18 protein-coding genes are annotated in these 18,771 nt (G+C 41.0%); 8 read left to right on the forward strand and 10 right to left on the reverse strand.

What is annotated here, in order from left to right; translation table 11 throughout:
* Positions 1-4: 4 nt before the first annotated feature.
* From H6G41_RS22210 to H6G41_RS22220, 3 genes are read right to left on the reverse strand one after another with little or no spacing between them, the layout of a single operon-like run.
* On the reverse strand, positions 5-973 hold the full coding sequence (locus tag H6G41_RS22210) for an AMIN domain-containing protein (protein ID WP_190748685.1): 969 nt from the start codon (positions 971-973) through the stop codon (positions 5-7).
* 44 nt (positions 974-1,017) lie between these two features.
* Positions 1,018-1,539 (reverse strand): hypothetical protein, encoded by a 522-nt coding sequence (locus tag H6G41_RS22215; protein ID WP_190748687.1) that lies wholly within the window; start codon positions 1,537-1,539, stop codon positions 1,018-1,020.
* Positions 1,540-1,543: 4 nt separating this feature from the next.
* Positions 1,544-3,721, reverse strand: a complete 2,178-nt coding sequence (locus H6G41_RS22220; protein ID WP_190748689.1) for a cation:proton antiporter — start codon at positions 3,719-3,721, stop codon at positions 1,544-1,546.
* 802 nt (positions 3,722-4,523) lie between these two features.
* On the opposite strand from H6G41_RS22220, the gene H6G41_RS22225 reads away from it, so the two are divergent.
* Together H6G41_RS22225 and H6G41_RS22230 are read left to right on the forward strand one after the other, a co-directional pair.
* The gene (locus H6G41_RS22225; protein WP_190748691.1) at positions 4,524-5,006 is read left to right on the forward strand and encodes a GNAT family N-acetyltransferase; all 483 of its coding nucleotides are present in this window, start codon (positions 4,524-4,526) and stop codon (positions 5,004-5,006) included.
* A gap of 42 nt (positions 5,007-5,048) precedes the next feature.
* On the forward strand, positions 5,049-5,687 hold the full coding sequence (locus H6G41_RS22230; RefSeq protein ID WP_190748693.1) for a hypothetical protein: 639 nt from the start codon (positions 5,049-5,051) through the stop codon (positions 5,685-5,687).
* Between the two features lie 220 nt (positions 5,688-5,907).
* Here the strand turns inward: H6G41_RS22230 and cysW are convergent, their stop codons facing one another.
* From cysW to H6G41_RS22245, 3 genes are all read right to left on the reverse strand, one after another.
* Positions 5,908-6,783 (reverse strand): sulfate ABC transporter permease subunit CysW, encoded by an 876-nt coding sequence (cysW, locus tag H6G41_RS22235; RefSeq protein ID WP_190748695.1) that lies wholly within the window; start codon positions 6,781-6,783, stop codon positions 5,908-5,910.
* Entirely contained in the window at positions 6,770-7,639 is an 870-nt protein-coding gene (gene cysT, locus H6G41_RS22240) for a sulfate ABC transporter permease subunit CysT (protein ID WP_190748697.1), read from the reverse strand. Before cysT ends, cysW begins: the two co-directional genes overlap by 14 nt.
* A 91-nt stretch (positions 7,640-7,730) precedes the next feature.
* Entirely contained in the window at positions 7,731-8,873 is a 1,143-nt protein-coding gene (locus H6G41_RS22245) for a sulfate ABC transporter substrate-binding protein (RefSeq protein WP_190748699.1), read from the reverse strand.
* 581 nt (positions 8,874-9,454) lie between these two features.
* Here H6G41_RS22245 and H6G41_RS22250 point away from each other — a divergent pair.
* Both H6G41_RS22250 and thiS read left to right on the forward strand, forming a co-directional pair.
* Positions 9,455-10,510: a thiamine phosphate synthase gene (locus H6G41_RS22250; protein WP_190748773.1), complete on the forward strand. Its 1,056-nt coding sequence runs from the start codon at positions 9,455-9,457 to the stop codon at positions 10,508-10,510.
* 101 nt (positions 10,511-10,611) lie between these two features.
* Positions 10,612-10,824, forward strand: a complete 213-nt coding sequence (gene thiS, locus H6G41_RS22255) for a sulfur carrier protein ThiS (RefSeq protein ID WP_190748701.1) — start codon at positions 10,612-10,614, stop codon at positions 10,822-10,824.
* An 8-nt stretch (positions 10,825-10,832) separates the two neighbouring features.
* Here the strand turns inward: thiS and H6G41_RS22260 are convergent, their stop codons facing one another.
* A complete protein-coding gene (locus tag H6G41_RS22260; RefSeq protein ID WP_190748703.1) occupies positions 10,833-12,026 on the reverse strand; it encodes a glycosyltransferase family 4 protein in 1,194 nt (397 codons plus the stop codon).
* Positions 12,027-12,968: 942 nt separating this feature from the next.
* Here H6G41_RS22260 and H6G41_RS22265 point away from each other — a divergent pair.
* The 4 genes from H6G41_RS22265 (at position 12,969) to egtD (ending at position 17,507) form a co-directional block, all read left to right on the forward strand.
* Positions 12,969-13,124, forward strand: a complete 156-nt coding sequence (locus H6G41_RS22265; protein ID WP_190748705.1) for a hypothetical protein — start codon at positions 12,969-12,971, stop codon at positions 13,122-13,124.
* 176 nt (positions 13,125-13,300) lie between these two features.
* The gene (locus H6G41_RS22270; protein WP_190748707.1) at positions 13,301-14,272 is read left to right on the forward strand and encodes a DUF1517 domain-containing protein; all 972 of its coding nucleotides are present in this window, start codon (positions 13,301-13,303) and stop codon (positions 14,270-14,272) included.
* A gap of 782 nt (positions 14,273-15,054) precedes the next feature.
* Positions 15,055-16,422: a 5-histidylcysteine sulfoxide synthase gene (ovoA, locus tag H6G41_RS22275; RefSeq protein WP_190748709.1), complete on the forward strand. Its 1,368-nt coding sequence runs from the start codon at positions 15,055-15,057 to the stop codon at positions 16,420-16,422.
* 107 nt (positions 16,423-16,529) lie between these two features.
* Positions 16,530-17,507, forward strand: a complete 978-nt coding sequence (gene egtD, locus H6G41_RS22280) for an L-histidine N(alpha)-methyltransferase (RefSeq protein ID WP_190748711.1) — start codon at positions 16,530-16,532, stop codon at positions 17,505-17,507.
* Positions 17,508-17,734: 227 nt separating this feature from the next.
* Here the strand turns inward: egtD and H6G41_RS22285 are convergent, their stop codons facing one another.
* The 3 genes from H6G41_RS22285 to H6G41_RS22295 form a co-directional block, all read right to left on the reverse strand.
* Positions 17,735-18,109, reverse strand: a complete 375-nt coding sequence (locus H6G41_RS22285; RefSeq protein ID WP_190748713.1) for a hypothetical protein — start codon at positions 18,107-18,109, stop codon at positions 17,735-17,737.
* A gap of 93 nt (positions 18,110-18,202) precedes the next feature.
* Complete coding sequence (locus H6G41_RS22290; RefSeq protein WP_190748715.1) at positions 18,203-18,460, reverse strand: hypothetical protein; 258 nt, start codon at positions 18,458-18,460, stop codon at positions 18,203-18,205.
* Positions 18,461-18,555: 95 nt separating this feature from the next.
* The gene (locus H6G41_RS22295; RefSeq protein WP_190748717.1) at positions 18,556-18,732 is read right to left on the reverse strand and encodes a hypothetical protein; all 177 of its coding nucleotides are present in this window, start codon (positions 18,730-18,732) and stop codon (positions 18,556-18,558) included.
* Positions 18,733-18,771 lie beyond the last annotated feature (39 nt).

Consider the following 18,771-nt stretch of genomic DNA (forward strand, 5'->3'; position numbering starts at 1 on the left):
TCATTTAATTTCGCATTTTCGGAATAGGTTGACCAAATTCAATCACTGGTGCTTCGGTAAAATTAGGTGGAGATTGAGGTAATGTGGGAACGGGAAAATTAGGTTGAGTAATTGGTGTAGGGTTACCAAAATTACTAGGTTGATTTACCACAATTGGTGGTGGAAGTGTAGGATTTGGTAATTGAGATTGGTTATGGGATGTAAGCGGTGGAACCACAACAAGTGGTTGCTGTTGGTTAGTAGGTATTGCTGGTAAAGCGTTAGATGGTGGCGGTAATGTCAAAAAGGGTACTTGTTGATTATTAGTTGTTGGTTGACTAATAGTTTGTTGGGGATAGTTATAGGGAATTACAGGTAGGTTATTAGGCTGTTGAGGATAGTTAGATGGAATTGGCGGTAAAGCATTAGGTTGTTGAGGATAGTTTCTCGGTTGTACAGGATTTCTGTAACCAGAATTGAAACCTCGCAACACCCAACGGGTGGGATTTTTCAAAGATGCAGGTTGCAATTTTACCTGATTTGGATCTACATAAGTTCCTGGTGCTAAATCTAAAACAATTCTGGTTACAGCTGCGTTTAATTGAGAAACACGGACTCTTTGGATAGCTCCCGAATAATTTTGTTGTGTCGGAACATAGCCCAATTTAGTATTAGGTAAATCTACAACAATTCGGGGAGGTTGGGCGAGATAAAAATAATTAGGTGTGGTACTTGATGAAAGAGAAAACTCTAATTGTAGAGCCTCTGGAGAAAAGCGCCAATTATCAAGTGTGGCTAAGGGTGTGTTAAGATTTCTGCCACCAATTGGCGGTGGTAAATTTGGAGAATAAGGGGCTGGTAGCTGCTTTGTTAATGGTAAAGCGATCGCGCTACCAGCTTGCAGAGAAACTACTGTATATACGCCAAACCAGCTAATACCAAATAGCTGCGTGCAAAGTTGGCAAAATTGTTTAGTCTTTAAACTTTTTTCCATAATTTTTATCTTTGATCTCTTGAGCTATCTGGCATTTTTGTACTTTAATGACCTTTTTTGGGCTGAGATTTTACTCGCTTTTGAATTGGTACAGCAGTAAATTTAAAGTTCCTCGTGCTACCACTCAAGAATAATTGCCCAATTAAATTGCCTTGATTGCTCAATTGCATTTGCATTTTAGCTGAATGAATGCGTGTATTTTCTTGAGCAGTAGGATTGCAGAGAATGGCTCTGTCAAGTTTGCCAGATAAACTCAACTGTGGATTGCTGAAGATTCCAGAAAGAGAATTATTGCTTGTCTGCATATTGGCGGATTCAGCATCAAGATATGCTGGGTAAAAAGAGGCATTTAAGTAAATACCTGATTGCTGAATGTTGAGGATTAATGCTTCTGGTTTCATGCAGTTTGGTATATCTTCTGCTAAAACCAGCCGATAGCGATCGCTCATGGCTGGGGGTGCTTTTAAATTAGTTTCTCCATAGACGCTGACAGTTTTAAATAATAGGAGAACTGAACCGATCGCAACTCCATAAAAGGTTAAGGATTTTAAATTGAAATGATTCATGATTTCAACTCCTAGCAATCGATTCTTGAGTGCTGACTTCCGATAGCATCGATGATAAATGAGAGGTGACTTGACTATAGCGCCGGGTAATCAGCAAAGAAGAACGACATTGAATTGCTAGCTGATCTGTATATCTTCCTAGGGTTTGGCGTTCGATACCCCAAGCGCGGCTAGTACCAGCAATTGTCAAATCTACGACTTCGGAAGCTGTGATCACGGCTTGAATTGGCTCTTGGGCTTTTATCGGTTTGATTTCAATGCGATCGCGTACACTATTGGGTAAGCGCTCCATCATCATGTGCAGTTCATAACTTAATTCATCGTTGGTTTGATTTTCTGACACTAACTGTAAAATTTGTAACATACAAGTGTCACGATTGATCAATAATCTCAAGGCTAGTATCAGGGCTAAATCATCATGAATATTTGCCGAGTAGGGCACTAACAAGCTTTCTAACCGCTCTCCACCTCGGTCAATAAAAACTGCTACATCTACGGGTGCTGAGGTGAGAATTTGACCAACTCTACCACCTAGGCGATTATTACTAAAAGCAGGACGGTGCCAACCTACTAAAATCAAGTTAGGTTGCTCAATTCTAGCAATTTCTGCGGTTTCTCTGGCAACGTTACTCGATAAGCGAACGATTGGTTGGACAGAAGAACGAATTGTTGGCGGTTCTAGTGTATTGATTAAATCTTCTAGCTGCTGCTGGCGTTGTTCAATTAAACGGTTAGCCTCAACAGGTGTATTCTCAAAGGCATAGTCTTCTTCAAATTCAATGAGACTGAGGGGATGAACGACAGCCGCTTGATGATGGTTGAGAGCAATCGCCACCGCTAACTGCACTAAGCCTTTTTGGGTGCTAGGATTAGCTACTGGCACTAAAATGCGGTAATCGTTATTAACAACAGTAGTTTCCCCTTGATTTGCTGTTAATTCTGGTTCTAAGCGATCTAAGCGGATCAGCTGTTTCGGATATGTCCATTCCAGTAATGGTGAGGTCATAAATGTGGTGACTAATGCCATAATCACCAACATGGTAAAGAGTACGGGGGAAATGACGCCTAAATCTAAACCAATGTTGAGTACGATTAACTCAGTCAAGCCGCGAGTATTCATTAACCAGCCCAAAGCCGAGGCTTCTCGCTGATTAATTCCACTAACACGCGCCGCAACATAAGTACCAATATACTTGCCTGCGATCGCTACTCCTAAAACTAATGCACACATTAACCACAATTCTGGACGATTGAGTAAGCCGATTTGCGTCCGCAAGCCGCTAAAAGCAAAGAACACCGGGAGCAAAAATACTAAGACAAAATCTTCGGTTTTTTCCGCTAATTCCCTGACTAAATCTGCATTTTTGGGCATAGCTGCACCGAGTAAAAAGGCTCCAAAAATTAAGTGAATGCCAATTAACTCGGTAATCAAAGCCGATGCAACAACAGCCATATAAATTAAGGCTACTACCAATTGGCTTAAGCGTCCTGTGCGCTGGTAGTAGGTAGCGAGACGTTGCAAAAACCAACGCCCAACTGTGACCATGAAAGCGATGTAGAGTATGCTTTCAATAATTGTGGGGAATGCACTTACAATGCTACCTTCTCTGGCGACGGCGATCGCTACTGCTAACAAGCACCAAGCCGTCACATCATCCACAGCGGCGCAAGTTAAGGCTAATGTGCCTAAGCGGGTACCTTGCAAATTGTTCTCGGTAATAATCCTAGCTAATACAGGAAAAGCTGTAATTGACATCGCCGCACCCAAAAATAAGGCAAAGGCGGTAAAGGAAACACTCGCATTGGAAACCAGAGGATAAAGCAATACTGATAGTATGGTGCCTAAAGAAAATGGTACTAAAATACTCACATGAGAAGTCAAAATTGCTGTTTCTAACTGACCGCTGAGGTATTTGGGATTAAGTTCTAACCCAATGAGAAACATGAAAAATATCAGTCCCACTTGTGACAAAACATTTAAAAAAGGAATTGTCTCAGGTGGAAATACGTTAGCTGCTACTGATGGTGCAATTAGACCAAATAGAGAAGGGCCAAGCATAATCCCGGCGACAATCTCACCAATTACCAGCGGTTGCTTAACTGACTTAAATGCCAGTCCTACTAACCGTGACAGTCCAATAACAATCAGCACCTCAAACAAAACGAGTATTACTGTGTGCATAGTTTCCTCGACAATGACTATCCGGTTTCCCTAAGATGATTCTTTAAATCACTAGAAAATGTCAACCTTTTTATACACATCTCAAGTCCAATCGTGCCAGGTTAAGATGTTAATTGTTGTTACAATACTGAATAAATAACTATCAATTAAGGGTGTTAAATTTAATACTTCAGCAATAATTGAACGTTTATAATTCGTAATTTATAATTCGTAATTATTAACCCAGGATTGTGCAGTTTAGCAATGCTAATCCCAGACAGCAATCTTGTATCTACGCAGGAGATTTTTTGTAACTTGTACCTAGCAATAAAAAGGGAAATCGTGGCGATGCCATCAATGTTGTGGCGATTGCCCTAATAAACATGATAGTAAATAAAGTCGGGGTAATTACTCCTGGCTATAAACCTATTTTGAGGATAGTTAACTTATTACACCACAGGGATTAATCGGGGTAGTAATCATTGCTGAAGAGCGCCCATTTTTGTCGGCGAATTGTGCAGTTAACATACATGCAATTACTTTAACAAAAATTGCGATCGCCACAATTAACAGCTAATTCTCCATAAGGTAAGTGTATTTACTAACCAAATTTGAGTATTGAGTCCAGAGTAAATAAAAAATATTGCCAGTAAAAATACCGGAGTGCAGAACCCTGGCTTCTGGAACAAGCCGACGTTCTGGTCTTGCACAAGTGAGCTTTTTTACATATTGCGATCGCCAGTTAAATAACTTATAAACAACTTGATACCTTTGTTAAAATCCAGTCAAAAAGGCATATAATCTCGATGCCAGCCATAAAAATATGAAGGCTAACGAAATATATCTTAGACCTGCACAACCAACAGATGCAAGGGATCTGAGTGCAATTCATATTGCTGCAATTAAAGCCCTACCAGCAACTTACTATTCGCAAAAAGAACTGTTAGCTTGGCGCAACTACCGCGATCGCCCTGATGATGCTAATCTCTTTAAGATTATTCAAGCAGACAATTTCCGGGTTGCAGTTGTTGATGATGTAGTTACGGGCTTTGCTAGTTATATTGCTGATGAACTGATAGCTTTATATGTGCATCCCAAATACCAAGGAAGAGGAATCGGGCGAATTTTAGTCCAGCATTTTTGCGAGCAAGCAATGGAACAAGGTATCGATCGAGTGATGACGACCGCGAGCCTTTATGCTGAAGGATTTTATTCACGACTTGGTTTTAGTCTGATCGCCAGAGCATCCCATTACTTAAGTAAAGGGATAATTGTTCCAGTCTCTAAAATGAGTAAAACGTTATAGGTTAATCATGACAAAACTTATATTTACCGGATATTTTGAATTATGTTAAAAGCCATTTCCTTAGCGATCGCTACTTTGATTATCCCCTTAAGCGGCTGTACCCAATCTCCTGTCACTTCTAACAATGTAGATGCTAACAATCCTGCCAATTCTCAAATTTCCCCAAATAATAATCAGTCAACAGCAACAAATAATGTAGATGCTGTAGATGCTAATAATTCTGGCAATTCTCAGACTTCTCCAAATAATAATCAGCCACCAGCAATAACTATCGAACGCTTGGGAATAGGTGGCATAAAACTTGATATGTCTGAAGTAGAAGTAATAAAAATTTTAGGTAACCCTGTAAAAGTAAAAAATGAATTTATGCCTGCGATTGGTAAAGTACGTACTCTAGAATATCCAGGTATTTCAGTCGATTTAGCTGAAAATTCCCCAGAAAATCAATTTACTGTTTACCAAATCAAAGCCACCAGTGCTAAATATGCCACTATAGATGGCGTTAAAGTAGGCGACAAACAATCACAAGTAATTAAAACCTATGGAAACATAGATGCTTCCCCAGAAGGAGATATTACTCGTTTAAGTTACCCAATAGAAACCCCCAGCCCCGCAGGTTTAAATTTTACAATTACAAAAGGCGAAGTTACAGAAATTCTTTGTTTTTATGTCATGAATTAATTCTTGGGCATGGGGCATTGGGCATTGGGCATTGGGTGAATAGTGAGCAGTAAGCGGGGAACCCGCGCAATGCACTGGCTCCCCTGCTTTTAGTCGCCGAGTTTCGACTACGCGGTAATCGAGGGAAGTCGAGATTCAACTTTCGCACAGCCGAGGCGCTGGTTCCTCTGCTTTTTTGTCCTCCTTCCCTTCTCTTTCTTCAACCCCAATTCCAACCAACTCACTCCACATCTTTAATGCGGGTTTTGCGTTCTAAAATTTCTTTCAATACCAAGGTGACGACTGCTAGCAGCGCTAACAATACAGCAGCAGAAAAGGCAGCTTCAGTTTCATACTGTTTGTAAGCATCTTCCACAAACAGTGGTAAACTCTGGGTTTTATCGGCAATATTGCCAGATACAACGGAAACTGCACCAAATTCACCCATTGCTCTGGCGTTGGTTAAAATTAAGCCGTAGAGTAAACCCCAGCGAATACTGGGTAGGGTGACGCGCCAAAAGGTTTGCCATTCATTTGCGCCGAGTGTTCTGGCGGCTTCTTCTTGATCCTTGCCAAATTCTTCTAAGACGGGTATTACTTCTCTGGCGACAAAGGGCATACTAATGAAGGCTGTAGCCAGTACCATTCCCGGAAAGGCGAAAATAATCTGGATATCATTTGCTTGTAGCCAAGGCCCAAACCAGCCATTTCGCCCATAGAGGAGGACAATCATTAATCCTGCGACTACTGGGGAGATGGAGAAGGGGAGGTCAATAATACTTAAGACTATAGCTTTACCTGGGAAATTATGACGCGCGATCGCCCAAGCTGCACAAAGTCCAAAAACTGCATTGATGGGGACAGATATCAGTGCTAGTAATAATGTCAGCCAAGCTGCATGGAGAAACGCTGGTTTGGCTAGGTTGGCGAAGAAGGGGCCTACCCCTTTAGCGAAAGCTTGGACAAATACATTGATTGCTGGAATATATTGAACCAAAGCTAAATAAGCGATCGCAATCCCAATTAACAGTGCTGGTACCCAACTATTAGTCTGTTTCGGCTTGATTGTAGGTTTCTCTGACTTAGATGAGTGAAACTTTGGCTCATTTACTGTCATATCTTCTTGACCAGGCTTGTAAGAAATTAATTGCTAGAAGTAGTACTAAGGAAATTGCTAATAACACTACGCCAATTACAGTTGCACCAGAGTAGTCATATTGTTCTAGGCGTTGAAAAATTAATACAGGTGCAATTAAATCTTGGAAAGGTGTATTAGACGAGATAATGACGGTAGAGCCATATTCCCCAACTGCACGAGAAAAACCCAAAGCTACACCAGTGAGAATTGTCGGGAATAAAGGCGGTAAAATCACTTTCCAAAAAGTCTGCCATTGAGAAGCGCCTAAAGACCAAGCTGCTTCTTCTGTTTCCTGTTCCATTTCTTGCAGTACCGGTTGCACTGTCCGCACGACAAACGGAAGGGAAATGAAAATCATCGCTACCCAAACACCCAAACGAGTGAAAGATACCTTAATTCCCAAGGGTGCTAATAGTGAACCAATCCAGCCATTATTACTGTACACTGTTGCCAGCGTTAAACCTGCTACCGATGTAGGTAAAGCAAATGGTAAATCTACTGTGGCATCAATAATCCGCTTGAAGGGGAAATCGTAGCGTACCAATACCCAAGCAATCAGCGTACCAAATACCCCATTGAGCAAAGCAGCAGATAGTGAAGTAACGAATGTGACATTATATGTTGCTAAAGCAATCTCACTAGTAGCGATCGCCCAAAATTTCGCTGGCGGTTCCGTACTCGCTTTGAGAAACATCGCCGTGATGGGGATGAATAACATTACGGTGAGATATACCAAAGTAATGCGCCAAGTCCAGGGAATCCGACGCAATTTTTCCAGCAATCCCTTCCAAACGGGAGTTTTACTGTCAGCTTCTACAGAAGGAGATAAAGTCATAGTCAAGAGTCAAAAGTCAAAAGTCAACGGTCAACAGTCAACAGTCAACAGTCAACAGTCAACCATTGACCATTGACCATTGACTAATTATCTATTTCTTCGCGGCTTGAATCTTATCGAAAATCCCACCATCAGCGAAAAATTTCTTATCAATTTCTCCCCAACCGCCAAAGTCTTGGACTGTACCTAAGGTTTTCACTTTAGGGAATTTATCGGCAATTTCTTTAGTCTTGGCTACTGTCTCATCTACAGGACGGAATCCTAATTTGGCAAACTCTTGTTGTGCTTCGGGAGTATACAGATATTTCACAAAAGCTTCTGCAACTTCACGAGTACCGTTTTTATCAACGTTTTTATCAACTACAGCGATGGGATTATCAATAGAAATATTCACATCAGGAATTATGGCGGTGACTTTCTCACCCTTTTGTGATGCTAAAATAATTTCGTTTTCGTAATTTATTAAGACATCACCTTGACCTTGTTTAAAGAAAGCATCAGTAGCTTCACGAGCATCTCTAGCTAGAATGGGCACATTATTATAAACTTTCGTCACATAATCAAGTGCTTTAGCGTCATCACCACCAGTTTTAATCACAGAATTCCACAGAGCCAAGAAATTCCAACGCGCTACCCCTGAAGTTTTTGGATCTGCGGTAATTAGTTTGACATCATCTTTTGCTAAATCAGCCCAAGTTTTAATACCTTTAGGATTATCTGGACGAGTTACTAATGCAGCTACCGATTTAGAGACAATGGCATTATTGGGCGCTTCTTTTTCCCATCCCGGCTCAATTAGTCCGGCTTTTTGAATTTTCTCTGTATCTCCAGCCAGCGCTAAATGAACAATGTCTGCTGGTAAGCCATCAATCACTGCACGAGTTTGCGAACCAGAACCCCCATAGCTTTGTTTGAAGCTAACAGTTTGATTATGTTCTTGCTTCCATTTTTCGACAAATTTAGGAATAATAGCTTCGTGAGCTGCTTTGGTAACAGCAAAGGAAACCAAAGTTACCTCAAGATTTTGTTTTTTAGCAGCAACAGGGCTAGCTGCTGGGTTTTCACTGGCAGAATTACCACCATTTCCACCAGCACAAGCAGCAAGGGCTACACTCAGGAATGTCCCTACCAAAAACATGGATACAAAGCCTTTGAGGGAATTTAACCGCAACCGGGTGATGATTCGCCCAATTTTTAGTTGCGATCGCTTTAGCTGGCGTGTCCACAGATTCATTACCGATCCTCCTCTATAATTAATATCTACGGTTATTCTATAGAAATACCGTATACGCGATGATATATAAGATAATCGCAGGTATTCCCGATCAAAAGCAAGAGGAAAACTACATATTCCTATCGAGAATATGGTGATTGTACCAGTTTCATTGACAACTTAACTATTTTGACGAGAAAGATATCTTGCACCTACACCCTATAAAGGTGGAGCTATACAAACGAAGTCTGTCTACGCAGGGTAATAAACGTAGTTTTTCGTTTTATTGACAAATTAGAATGTTTATTGAAAATTAATTAACTCAGTATAAATACTTTGGTGCAAGATGAGAGTCTCCGCTTCATCTGTGCTTTGTCAATGAAAAAAATTGTCAACGAGACTGCCTTCGTTCAATGGGCTGTAATCTTAAACTACTTTTATCTGAACGGACACGTATATCTGCTAATTTGATAGAATCCTTGCTACTCTTATGTTTTTGAGTGCATAGTAAATTTCTAGTAAAAATACCAATTTAATAAATGACAGTTACTAGAATAGTTGATTTTCCATCTTTTGATGACAGCAGAAATGGGGTTGTTGAAATGGTCGAGCCATACAGCCAAACACAGCAGACGCAGCAAGTTGTTTACCGCATTTTAGATGCTAATTTAGATCGCGCTCGTGAGGGTTTGCGAATTATTGAAGAATGGTGTCGCTTTGGGTTAAACAATTCTCAGTTTACTGGTGAATGCAAGCGTCTGCGGCAAGAGATTGCCCATTGGCATACGGCGGAACTCCGGGCGGCGCGCGATACCCCAGGTGACACGGGAACCGAGTTAAGCCATCCCCAAGAGGAACAACGTACTAGTATCAAAGCTTTATTGCAAGCTAACTTTTGTCGCGTGCAAGAAGCAATGCGGGTGCTGGAGGAATACGGTAAGCTGCATCATTCGCAAATGGGTAAAACCTTTAAGCAGATGCGGTATCAAATGTATACCCTAGAAAGTAATTTATTAGGTCATCAACGCCATCAACTGCTGTGGCGATCGCGTCTGTATTTGGTTACCTCACCGGCAGAAAATTTATTGACAACAGTGGAAGCTGCTCTCAAAGGTGGCTTGACTTTGTTACAATACCGTGACAAAACTGCTGATGATACTATTCGTCTCGAACAAGCTAAAAAACTCCGACAGCTATGTCATCTCTACGGTGCGCTATTTATTATCAATGACCGTGTAGATTTGGCTTTGGCCGTAGATGCAGATGGGGTGCATCTAGGACAGCAAGATATGCCCATTGATACTGCCAGACAATTACTCGGTTCTCAAAGGATCATAGGTCGTTCTACCACAAATTTTGAAGAAATGCAAGGGGCAATAGCTGAAGGTGCTGATTATATTGGTGTGGGGCCAGTGTATGAAACACCAACAAAAGCAGGTAAACCAGCTGCGGGCTTAGAATATGTCAGTTATGCTGCCAAAAATTGTTCTATTCCTTGGTTTGCAATTGGGGGAATAGACGCAAATAATATCAATGACGTAATTGATGCAGGTGCAGAACGGGTAGCTGTAGTGCGATCGCTCATGCAAGCAGAACAACCAACTTTAGTAACACAATATTTGCTTTCCCAATTGCATCGTATCCAGCCAGAGCGGTGAAAAATTCAAAATTCAAAATTCAAAATTTCTGAGTAGTAGCCTTTGCTACTCAGAATTTTCTCAACTTTCTTAATTGCTATTTAATCAACTTGTGAAAGCTGATGTCTAATGAAATTACACTGCAAGTAAATGGGGAGAATCACAGATGTTCATCCCAAACGCCGTTACCCGAACTCCTGCAACAACTAGGCTTTAATCCGCGTTTAGTAGCAGTAGAGTATAACGGTGAGATTTTACATCGCCAGTTTTGGACTCAAACAAAAGTACAACAAGGCGATCGCTTAGAAGTTGTCACCATTGTCGGTGGGGGGTAAAAAGTCAATCATTCCAACCGATATAACGAACGGTGAAAGGTTTTACGTTGGGCTAGTTCTTTACCTTTTCGACCGAGTTTTTCCCGTAGCGCTCGGTCTTGACACAAACGAGTGAAGGCCTGAAAAACTTCATAGCCAGATTTCGGGTTAACAAGGATACCATTTTCTTCATGCTGAATTGCATCGATAACGCTACCTAAACGGGAGGCGATTACAGGTTTGCCAAAGTAACTCGCCTCTAGGTAAACAATGCCAAAACCTTCTATATTCCTAGCTGGAGCATCCAATAAATTCAGCATAGCAAATATGTCGCAGGCAGCATAATAACCGACTAATTCGCGATCGCTCACATTTGGTGCAAAATGTACTCTTTGGTCTACTCGTAAGCGCTGGGCGAGAGATTTCAGTTCCGATTCACAAGGGCCTTGACCGCAGATTATATAATGTACATCCACCCCAATAGTTAACAGTAGGGGTAAGTTATCAATCACGCGGTTAAAGCTTTTATGCTTGACAAGCTGTCCCACCGACAGAATAACTATTGCTGTCTCTGGGATGTTATACATTTGCCGCACATCTGCGCCTAACTCACTCAAGTTATCTGGATTAGTGAGTTGACTAAATTTTTCTGGTCTGATGCTGGGGTTAATAACGTGGGTAGGAGTCTTTAATCGCAATCGATTATTTAAGTAATCCTTGGTAAAAGAGCTGTTGCAAACAATACCTTCAGCCCGTTTCAGTGTCAATTTAAATAGCGATCGCCATAAAGGATTACGTAACCCACACAGAATATCATTACCGTGAAGATAGATAAAAAAGCGAATAGGTAGGAAATAGCTTAAAAGTAAAACTGATGGAAATTCGTAGCCGTGACCCCATTCAATGTAGCGGTAATGATAGCGAAAATATAGCTTTATCGCTAATACAAATGAATAGATGAGGTTGAAGAAAGGATGTAAAAAACTCCAATTTTTTGGACTTGGCCAACGATATACCGGAAATTTTTGTGCTTGGTCAAATACGCGATCGCCTGAGCAACTAGCAGCTAGAACAATTACCCGTTCTGGGTCTTGAATGCAGCGACTATAAATATATTCGCTAATTACAGCCTCTTTTGGTAGGAAACTACGAGATATTACTAAAATGTCAGGCAACGCAGTTTTATCTCTAACATTTGCCCCAAGTTGCGAAATATGTTCCATAATATATTTTCTAACTATAGTGCTAAGAATTATTAATTCTTTATAGGATTAATTTTGGTGAAGCAAGAAACGCCAATTTTCTGCTGTTCTGGAATTGTTAGTGAAGTAAGAATAGAAAAAAATTGATAAAGCAACTGCCGTCAGGAAACAGTATTCCCTTCTACCTCTTTGAAGTTCCGATCAGAGGAAGCCTCCGCTTGGACTTCTCTGTGCCTTCTACCCTCTGCCTTTTTTGATAATTTCTGGAATTTAACCATATGTTACTCTCCACAATTTTTCCGAGAAAAGCAGTAACTTCGCTATTGGGCGTAATTGCCTAGCAGGCTACCCCTCTGGGTAGTCACCAGTAGCCTGGGCATCCGCCACAGAGAGATACTTACACTGAATTTTGACCAAAAATTTCTTGCTGTAATTTCCATTGGGGAGCGATCAAAACTGTATATAATTTTCTACTGTTTTGTCATCCGCGCCAACAACTAGCCTGTAGAATCCTGGAATTTACAGATTGTTTTTATCCTTAAGTTTAAGTATCCGTATTTATCTCAGGCTTATCAATAAGATTTATACCGAAAAATATCATTTTGTAATACATAGGCTTTAGCACCATAATTCACAATCCTTGTCTTAGCGATTGGAGTATAAAAATTTCAGCCAGATTTGAAAACAGTATTTGGCAAAATTTTGTTTTAAATATTGTTAATTTATGTTTTTGGGCAATTTCTCACCACATAAAATTTGTCTACCTGATTAACAAGCATGAAAATCTAGTACTGCCAGCTAAATCAATTGTTCATAGACGACTGTGGTCATTGCTAAATTGGGTTTCTATCAATAGCCTATCCTGAAAAAACTTAAAATAATGCCAAAATGCCAAAATGGGGTATTGGGCATTGGGTATTGGGCATTGGTTAACCGTCTGTAGGGGCGGATTTATTTAGATCATTGTTGATCCACGAGGATATCTGTGAACCCGCCCGTACAACCGTCAACAGTCAACCGTCAACTGAATCATTAATTGATCCCAAAATTCTGGCGATCGCTAAAAGATTTCAGGTACGGTTATCTACTCAAGAAATCCCCCCTAAGCGTGCTGTCTAGACCAAATCAGAAGCGGTACATTGAATATGTAGCCGACTCCGATAGTAGTCACACAGAGCTACTGCTAATCAAAAATTCGCTTGCTTGCTACGGGCTGGCGTTAGTGACCAAGCATAACTCTCAAGCACAGCGTTGGGAGAAATCATCACCAATACCGTTTTTCAAGCAACTGTATTATGCATAAAAAACTAAAACTAGCCATCAAACCGCTGTTAAAAACTTTCTTTGTCCTCAGCCTGGTGTTAACTTTGGCACTTGGTCACGCTGATGGAGCATTAGCTGCTCGTAGCGGCGGACGCATCGGTGGCGGTTCCTTTAGAGTACCTTCTAGCCGCACTTACACACCTCGCACTTACGCACCTCCTGGTGGTGGATATTATCCTGGGGGCGGTGGTTTTGGATTTCCTTTTCTAATTCCTTTTTGGGGAATTGGTGGCGGATTTGGCGGGTTGTTTAGCATCTTGATTTTTATTGCGATCGCTAATTTCTTATTCCAAAGCTTCCGCCGTGTTACTGGCGGTGAAACTGTGAGCGAAACAGGCTATAGCAGCAACCCCGCTGTGTCTGTAACTCGTTTACAAGTGGGTTTATTAGCTCAAGCACGCGATTTACAACCCGAACTCGATCGCATTGCGGAAACTGCTGACACCAATTCACCACAGGGAAGAGCAGAAATTTTGCAAGAAACCAGTCTAGCTTTGCTGCGCCATCCAGAGTACTGGGTATATGTCGGTGGTGGTACACAGCAAGCTAAATTAAATTCCGCCGAAGCTCAATTTAACCGTCTCTCTTTAGCGGAACGCAGCAAATTTAGCGAAGAAACCCTATCTAACGTTAACAACCAACTTAAAGCCGCCCTGGCGAAAGAAGCTTTACCTGGTACTGTAAATCCAGAAAATCCTACCGATCTCATTACTTCTGGCCCTGGTGAATACATTATCGTTACCTTGCTGGTAGCGACTTTAGGCAAGTATGCAATTCCACAAATCAACAGTAGTGATGATTTGCGTCAAGCTTTGCGTCAAATTGGTGGTATTCCTAGCGAGCAAATTCTAGCGTTAGAAGTCCTGTGGACTCCGCAAGCTGAAGGTGATACTCTCACTTCTGATGATTTGTTGGCTGAGTATCCCGACTTGAAGCTTGTTTAATTAGATTGAGTTGCTACGAAAGTATAAAAACCGCTTGCTTAACTGCAAGCGGTTTATTGTTTCGGTATAAGCATGTTTAGCATAGCTGTTCTGTATCGAGTAGAATTTTAGCAAACATGGTATCAACTGTCAATACAATTTTTTAATTGATTGACCGCAAGAGTAATACCAATTTAAAAAAAGAATGCGACAGTCGCTACATTTGTAGCGATATTGGTATAAGCTTCCTAGCCCATTGGTGTCAACTTAACGTGAAACTCGCTTTGTGCCAAGGTTTTGCCCTCACCCCCAGCCCCTCTCCCACCAGGAGAGGGGAGCAAGAGATTCAATTCCCCTTCTCCCTGAGGGAGAAGGGGTTAGGGGATGAGGGCGAGGGTTTTTGCACAACACTCGCTGTATATAGCTTTTAGCTTAAAGTTGACACCAATGATCTGTGAACCCGCCCCTACTGAAGTAGACTCAAGATTTTGAGAATATTTAGTCATCTTGAGATGACTTTGACTATTAGCAAGGAACTTCAGTTCCTTGCGGTAGTCGGCTTTCGCGTTAAGTTGACACTAATGAGCCTCCTGTCTACAGAGCGATCGCATATTTTTTTAGTTGGAAGTCCCTTAGGTAAAAATCATTTGTCTTTCCCTATTTCTTCTGCTTAAAGATAGTTTACAAATGTAACAAATTGCCCGATCATAACCACATCAGAAAAATTTACTCAAAAACACTGTTTTTTCCGAAAAACATTGTAATTGGTACAATTTCAGCCGTGAATTTTCTATCCAAACACCATGAGTAGAGTTCCTACGATAAAGAAGCAGATATCCAATCGAGTACCAACACTCAATGATTGCAGTTCCCAAAGTCTGCTCAAGTATTTTGAAAATGCTTGGGAACTTGAGGAAAAATTAATGAAGTCTTTGGTTAGCGAAGACAGTTTTTACCTCAATCCCGATCCTTTAAGAAATTGTCTGATTTTTTATCTTGGTCACTCGCCTGTTTTTTATATCAATAAATTAATCTGCGTTGGCTTAATCAAGAAGCGGATTAATTCACATTATGAAACTTTATTTGAAGTAGGAGTCGATCCAGAAACACCAGCAGAATTAAATGCAGTTATGCAAAAGATGAGCTGGCCTGAGGTTGCAAAAGTTTGGCAATATCGAGAACAGGCTAAAGAAGCGATCGCCAATGTAATTGTCAATACGCCATTAGATCTACCAATTCATCAACAGCATCCTTTTTGGGCGTTGTTAATGGGGATAGAACATAGCCGAATTCACTTTGAAACTTCTTCGATGTTGTTGCGTCAATTACCGGTTAATTGTCTCAAACGTCCTTCAGAATGGGATTACGCACCCAGCAATGGCGAAATTCCAGAGAATGAAATGCGCTTGATTGCTGGTGGTGTGGTTAAGTTAGGAAAACCACAAGATGATGTAACTTTCGGTTGGGATAGCGAATATGGCGATCGCACTGTGGAAGTGAAAGCATTTTTAGCTAGTAAGTATCTCATCACTAACAGCGAATTTCTCCAGTTTGTCCAAGATGGGGGGTATGAAAATTCAGACTATTGGGATAGTGAATCTAGGAATTGGCAGCAACTCTACAACGTCCAACATCCTAAATTCTGGATATCTAGCACAGATGGCTATCGCTATCGTACTATATTTGAGGAAATCGACTTACCCCTAGATTGGCCTGTAGAAGTTAACTACTACGAAGCGATCGCATTTTGTCGTTGGAAAGGTGAAAATATTCGCTTGATGAGTGAAGCGGAATGGAATCAAGCTTTAATTTATTCTCAAGGCGATGTTTCCGGTGTCAGCAATTCAACCGAACACAATCTTAACTTAAAATACATCTCCCCTAGTCCAGTAGGAATGTTTGCACCGACTAACAATCATACTGGTCTTGATGATTTACGCGGAAATGTTTGGGAATGGCTAGGCGATACCTTCAACCCCCTACCAGGATTTCAACCCCATTCTCTTTATTTAGATCAAGCAGCACCATTTTTTGATCACAAACATCAAATCCTGCTTGGTGGTTCTTGGGCTACGAATGGTTCAATGGCCTTACCAACCTATCGTAACTGGTTCCGCCCTTACTTCTATCAACACGCTGGTTTTAGAATTGCTCAAGATTTTTCCCCTTGAGATTTCTCAGTTTTTTCATGGGATTTACATATCTTGCTTTCAGCATTGTTTAATCCAGTCATCCCAAAATTTTATAGCACCACATAGAAAATAGCAGAGATGAGAACATGGTAATAGATCCGTTACTGATTCTGGATAATCACTATCAGGATTTAAATAATGATGGTGAAGATATCATCCAAGGATTAAGCAAGACTCCCAAAAGTTTACCGCCGAAATATTTTTATGACGATCGCGGTTCTCAATTATTTGAGCAAATTTGTCAGTTACCAGAATATTATCCTACCCGCACAGAAGCGGCAATTTTGAGCCAATATGCTGGCGAAATTGCCCAAATTATCGGCAATTGTGAACTAGTAGAATTGGGTAGTGGGAGTTCTACAAAAACGCGCCTGTTGTTGGATGCTTATCAAAAAATAGCAGATGATTGGCGATATCTCCCCATTGATATTAGCGGTGGAATTCTTAAAACCAGCGTTCTGGAATTACAAGCAAAATATCCTGAGTTTTTCATTCAGGGATTGCTGGGAACTTATGAACAAGCTTTAGCTCATCTTGCAGCTAATTCCTTGCGATCGCGGATGATTTTTTTCCTCGGAAGTTCTCTAGGAAACTTTACACCACAAGAAGCTGAGAAATTTTTGAGCCAAATTGCCCTGGCTTTAAAACCAGGAGATTACTTTTTACTGGGGATTGATTTACAAAAACCCAAAGACATTTTAGAAGCTGCTTATAACGACAGTCAAGGAGTAACAGCAGCTTTTAATTTAAATATGCTATCTCATTTAAATTGGCGGTTTCAAGGTAATTTTGACCTTAATTTATTTAAGCATCAAGCAATTTACAATGTGGTAGATACTCAAATTGAAATGTATCTCCATTGTCAAGAAAGTCATAGTGTTACCTTAGATACCCTGAATTTAAATGTTGGTTTTGCAGCAGGCGAAAGCATCCTGACAGAGATTTCTCGCAAATTTGATTTAGCAAATATGCAACAGCAGCTAAAAGTCCAAGGAATGAAGACATTAAAAACTTGGACAGATCCTCAGCAATGGTTTGGCTTAATTCTTTGTCAAAGATATTAAATCAGAACAATTACAAGTAATAATTTGTAGGGTGTGTTATGCCGTAGGCTAACGCACCTTTAATTATTGATCATACTTCGGTGCGTTGCGCTGCGCGACAACACACCCTACATTACAGCAGATTACAAGTTGGTGAGATACAAATTATCGTTGATTGTAGGGGCACTGGCACTGCCATGCCCCAAAGCGCGTACTCATTTACCTAAAATATTAAAAGGGTTGTATTATCAACTCGTAACCAAAACCGACTTTTTGCGGCTAGGACGTTTGCGAGCAGATTTTTTCTTCAACCCTACAGCTTGCGCTTGATCGCTATCTGAACCATATTGCCCCCGTACAGCTTCTTTCATTGCTAATATTGCATTATGGAATTCCCATTCTGCTAATCTCGCAGCATCCGAAGCCGCACGGTATAGAGCTAATCTTTCAGTTTCCGCTTGTTGCTGCGCCAACATTGCCTGATAAGCGTTCTGGATATTTGCAATGGAAGCATCAGCACGGACTGTATCATAGGTAGTAACAGTTTGCAATCCACGCAAAGAGTTTAGATCTTGACTAAGAACTTGAGGCCTTAAACGGCGTCTTGTGTTTTGGATAGCCATAGAAAACACGTAGTAATGGTATGTATTTAATATGCCCATTAACGCCTCAAAAAATAGCAGTAAGGCGATGTTTTTGGATAAACCAAGGCTAAATTAACGGTAAACTGCTTTTTTCTGCCATGCATTAACAATACCAGCCGATGCATTAACAAGGCCAGCCGATGCATTAACAATGCCAGCCGATGCATTAACAATGCCAAGCGATGCATTAACAATGCCAAGCGATGCATTAACAATGCCAAGCGATGCATTAACAATGCCAAACGATGCATTAACAATGCCAGCCGATGCATTAACAATGTAAGGCGATGCACTCAAAATTCTCTTGTTTATGGGTAATCTCTGGCTCATTGGTGTCAACTCAAGCTAAAAGCTATACACGGCGCGTGTAGTACAAAAACCCTCGCCCTCATCCCCTAACCCCTTCTCCCCCAGGAGAAGGGGAATTAAATCTCTTGCACCCCTCTCCCTGAGGGAGAGGGGCTGGGGGTGAGGGCAGAACATTGTCGCCAAGCGGGTTTCACGTTAAATTGACACAGGTGAACAGTGCCATTGCCCCTACAATTAGCGATCGCTTCTACCTCACCAACTAGCAATCTGCTGTATAAAATCTCTCTTCCCATGCCCAATGCCCAATGCCCCGTTGTATTAATAAGTAAACC

The organism is Tolypothrix sp. FACHB-123 (assembly GCF_014697075.1).
Classification (GTDB): domain Bacteria; phylum Cyanobacteriota; class Cyanobacteriia; order Cyanobacteriales; family Nostocaceae; genus Aulosira.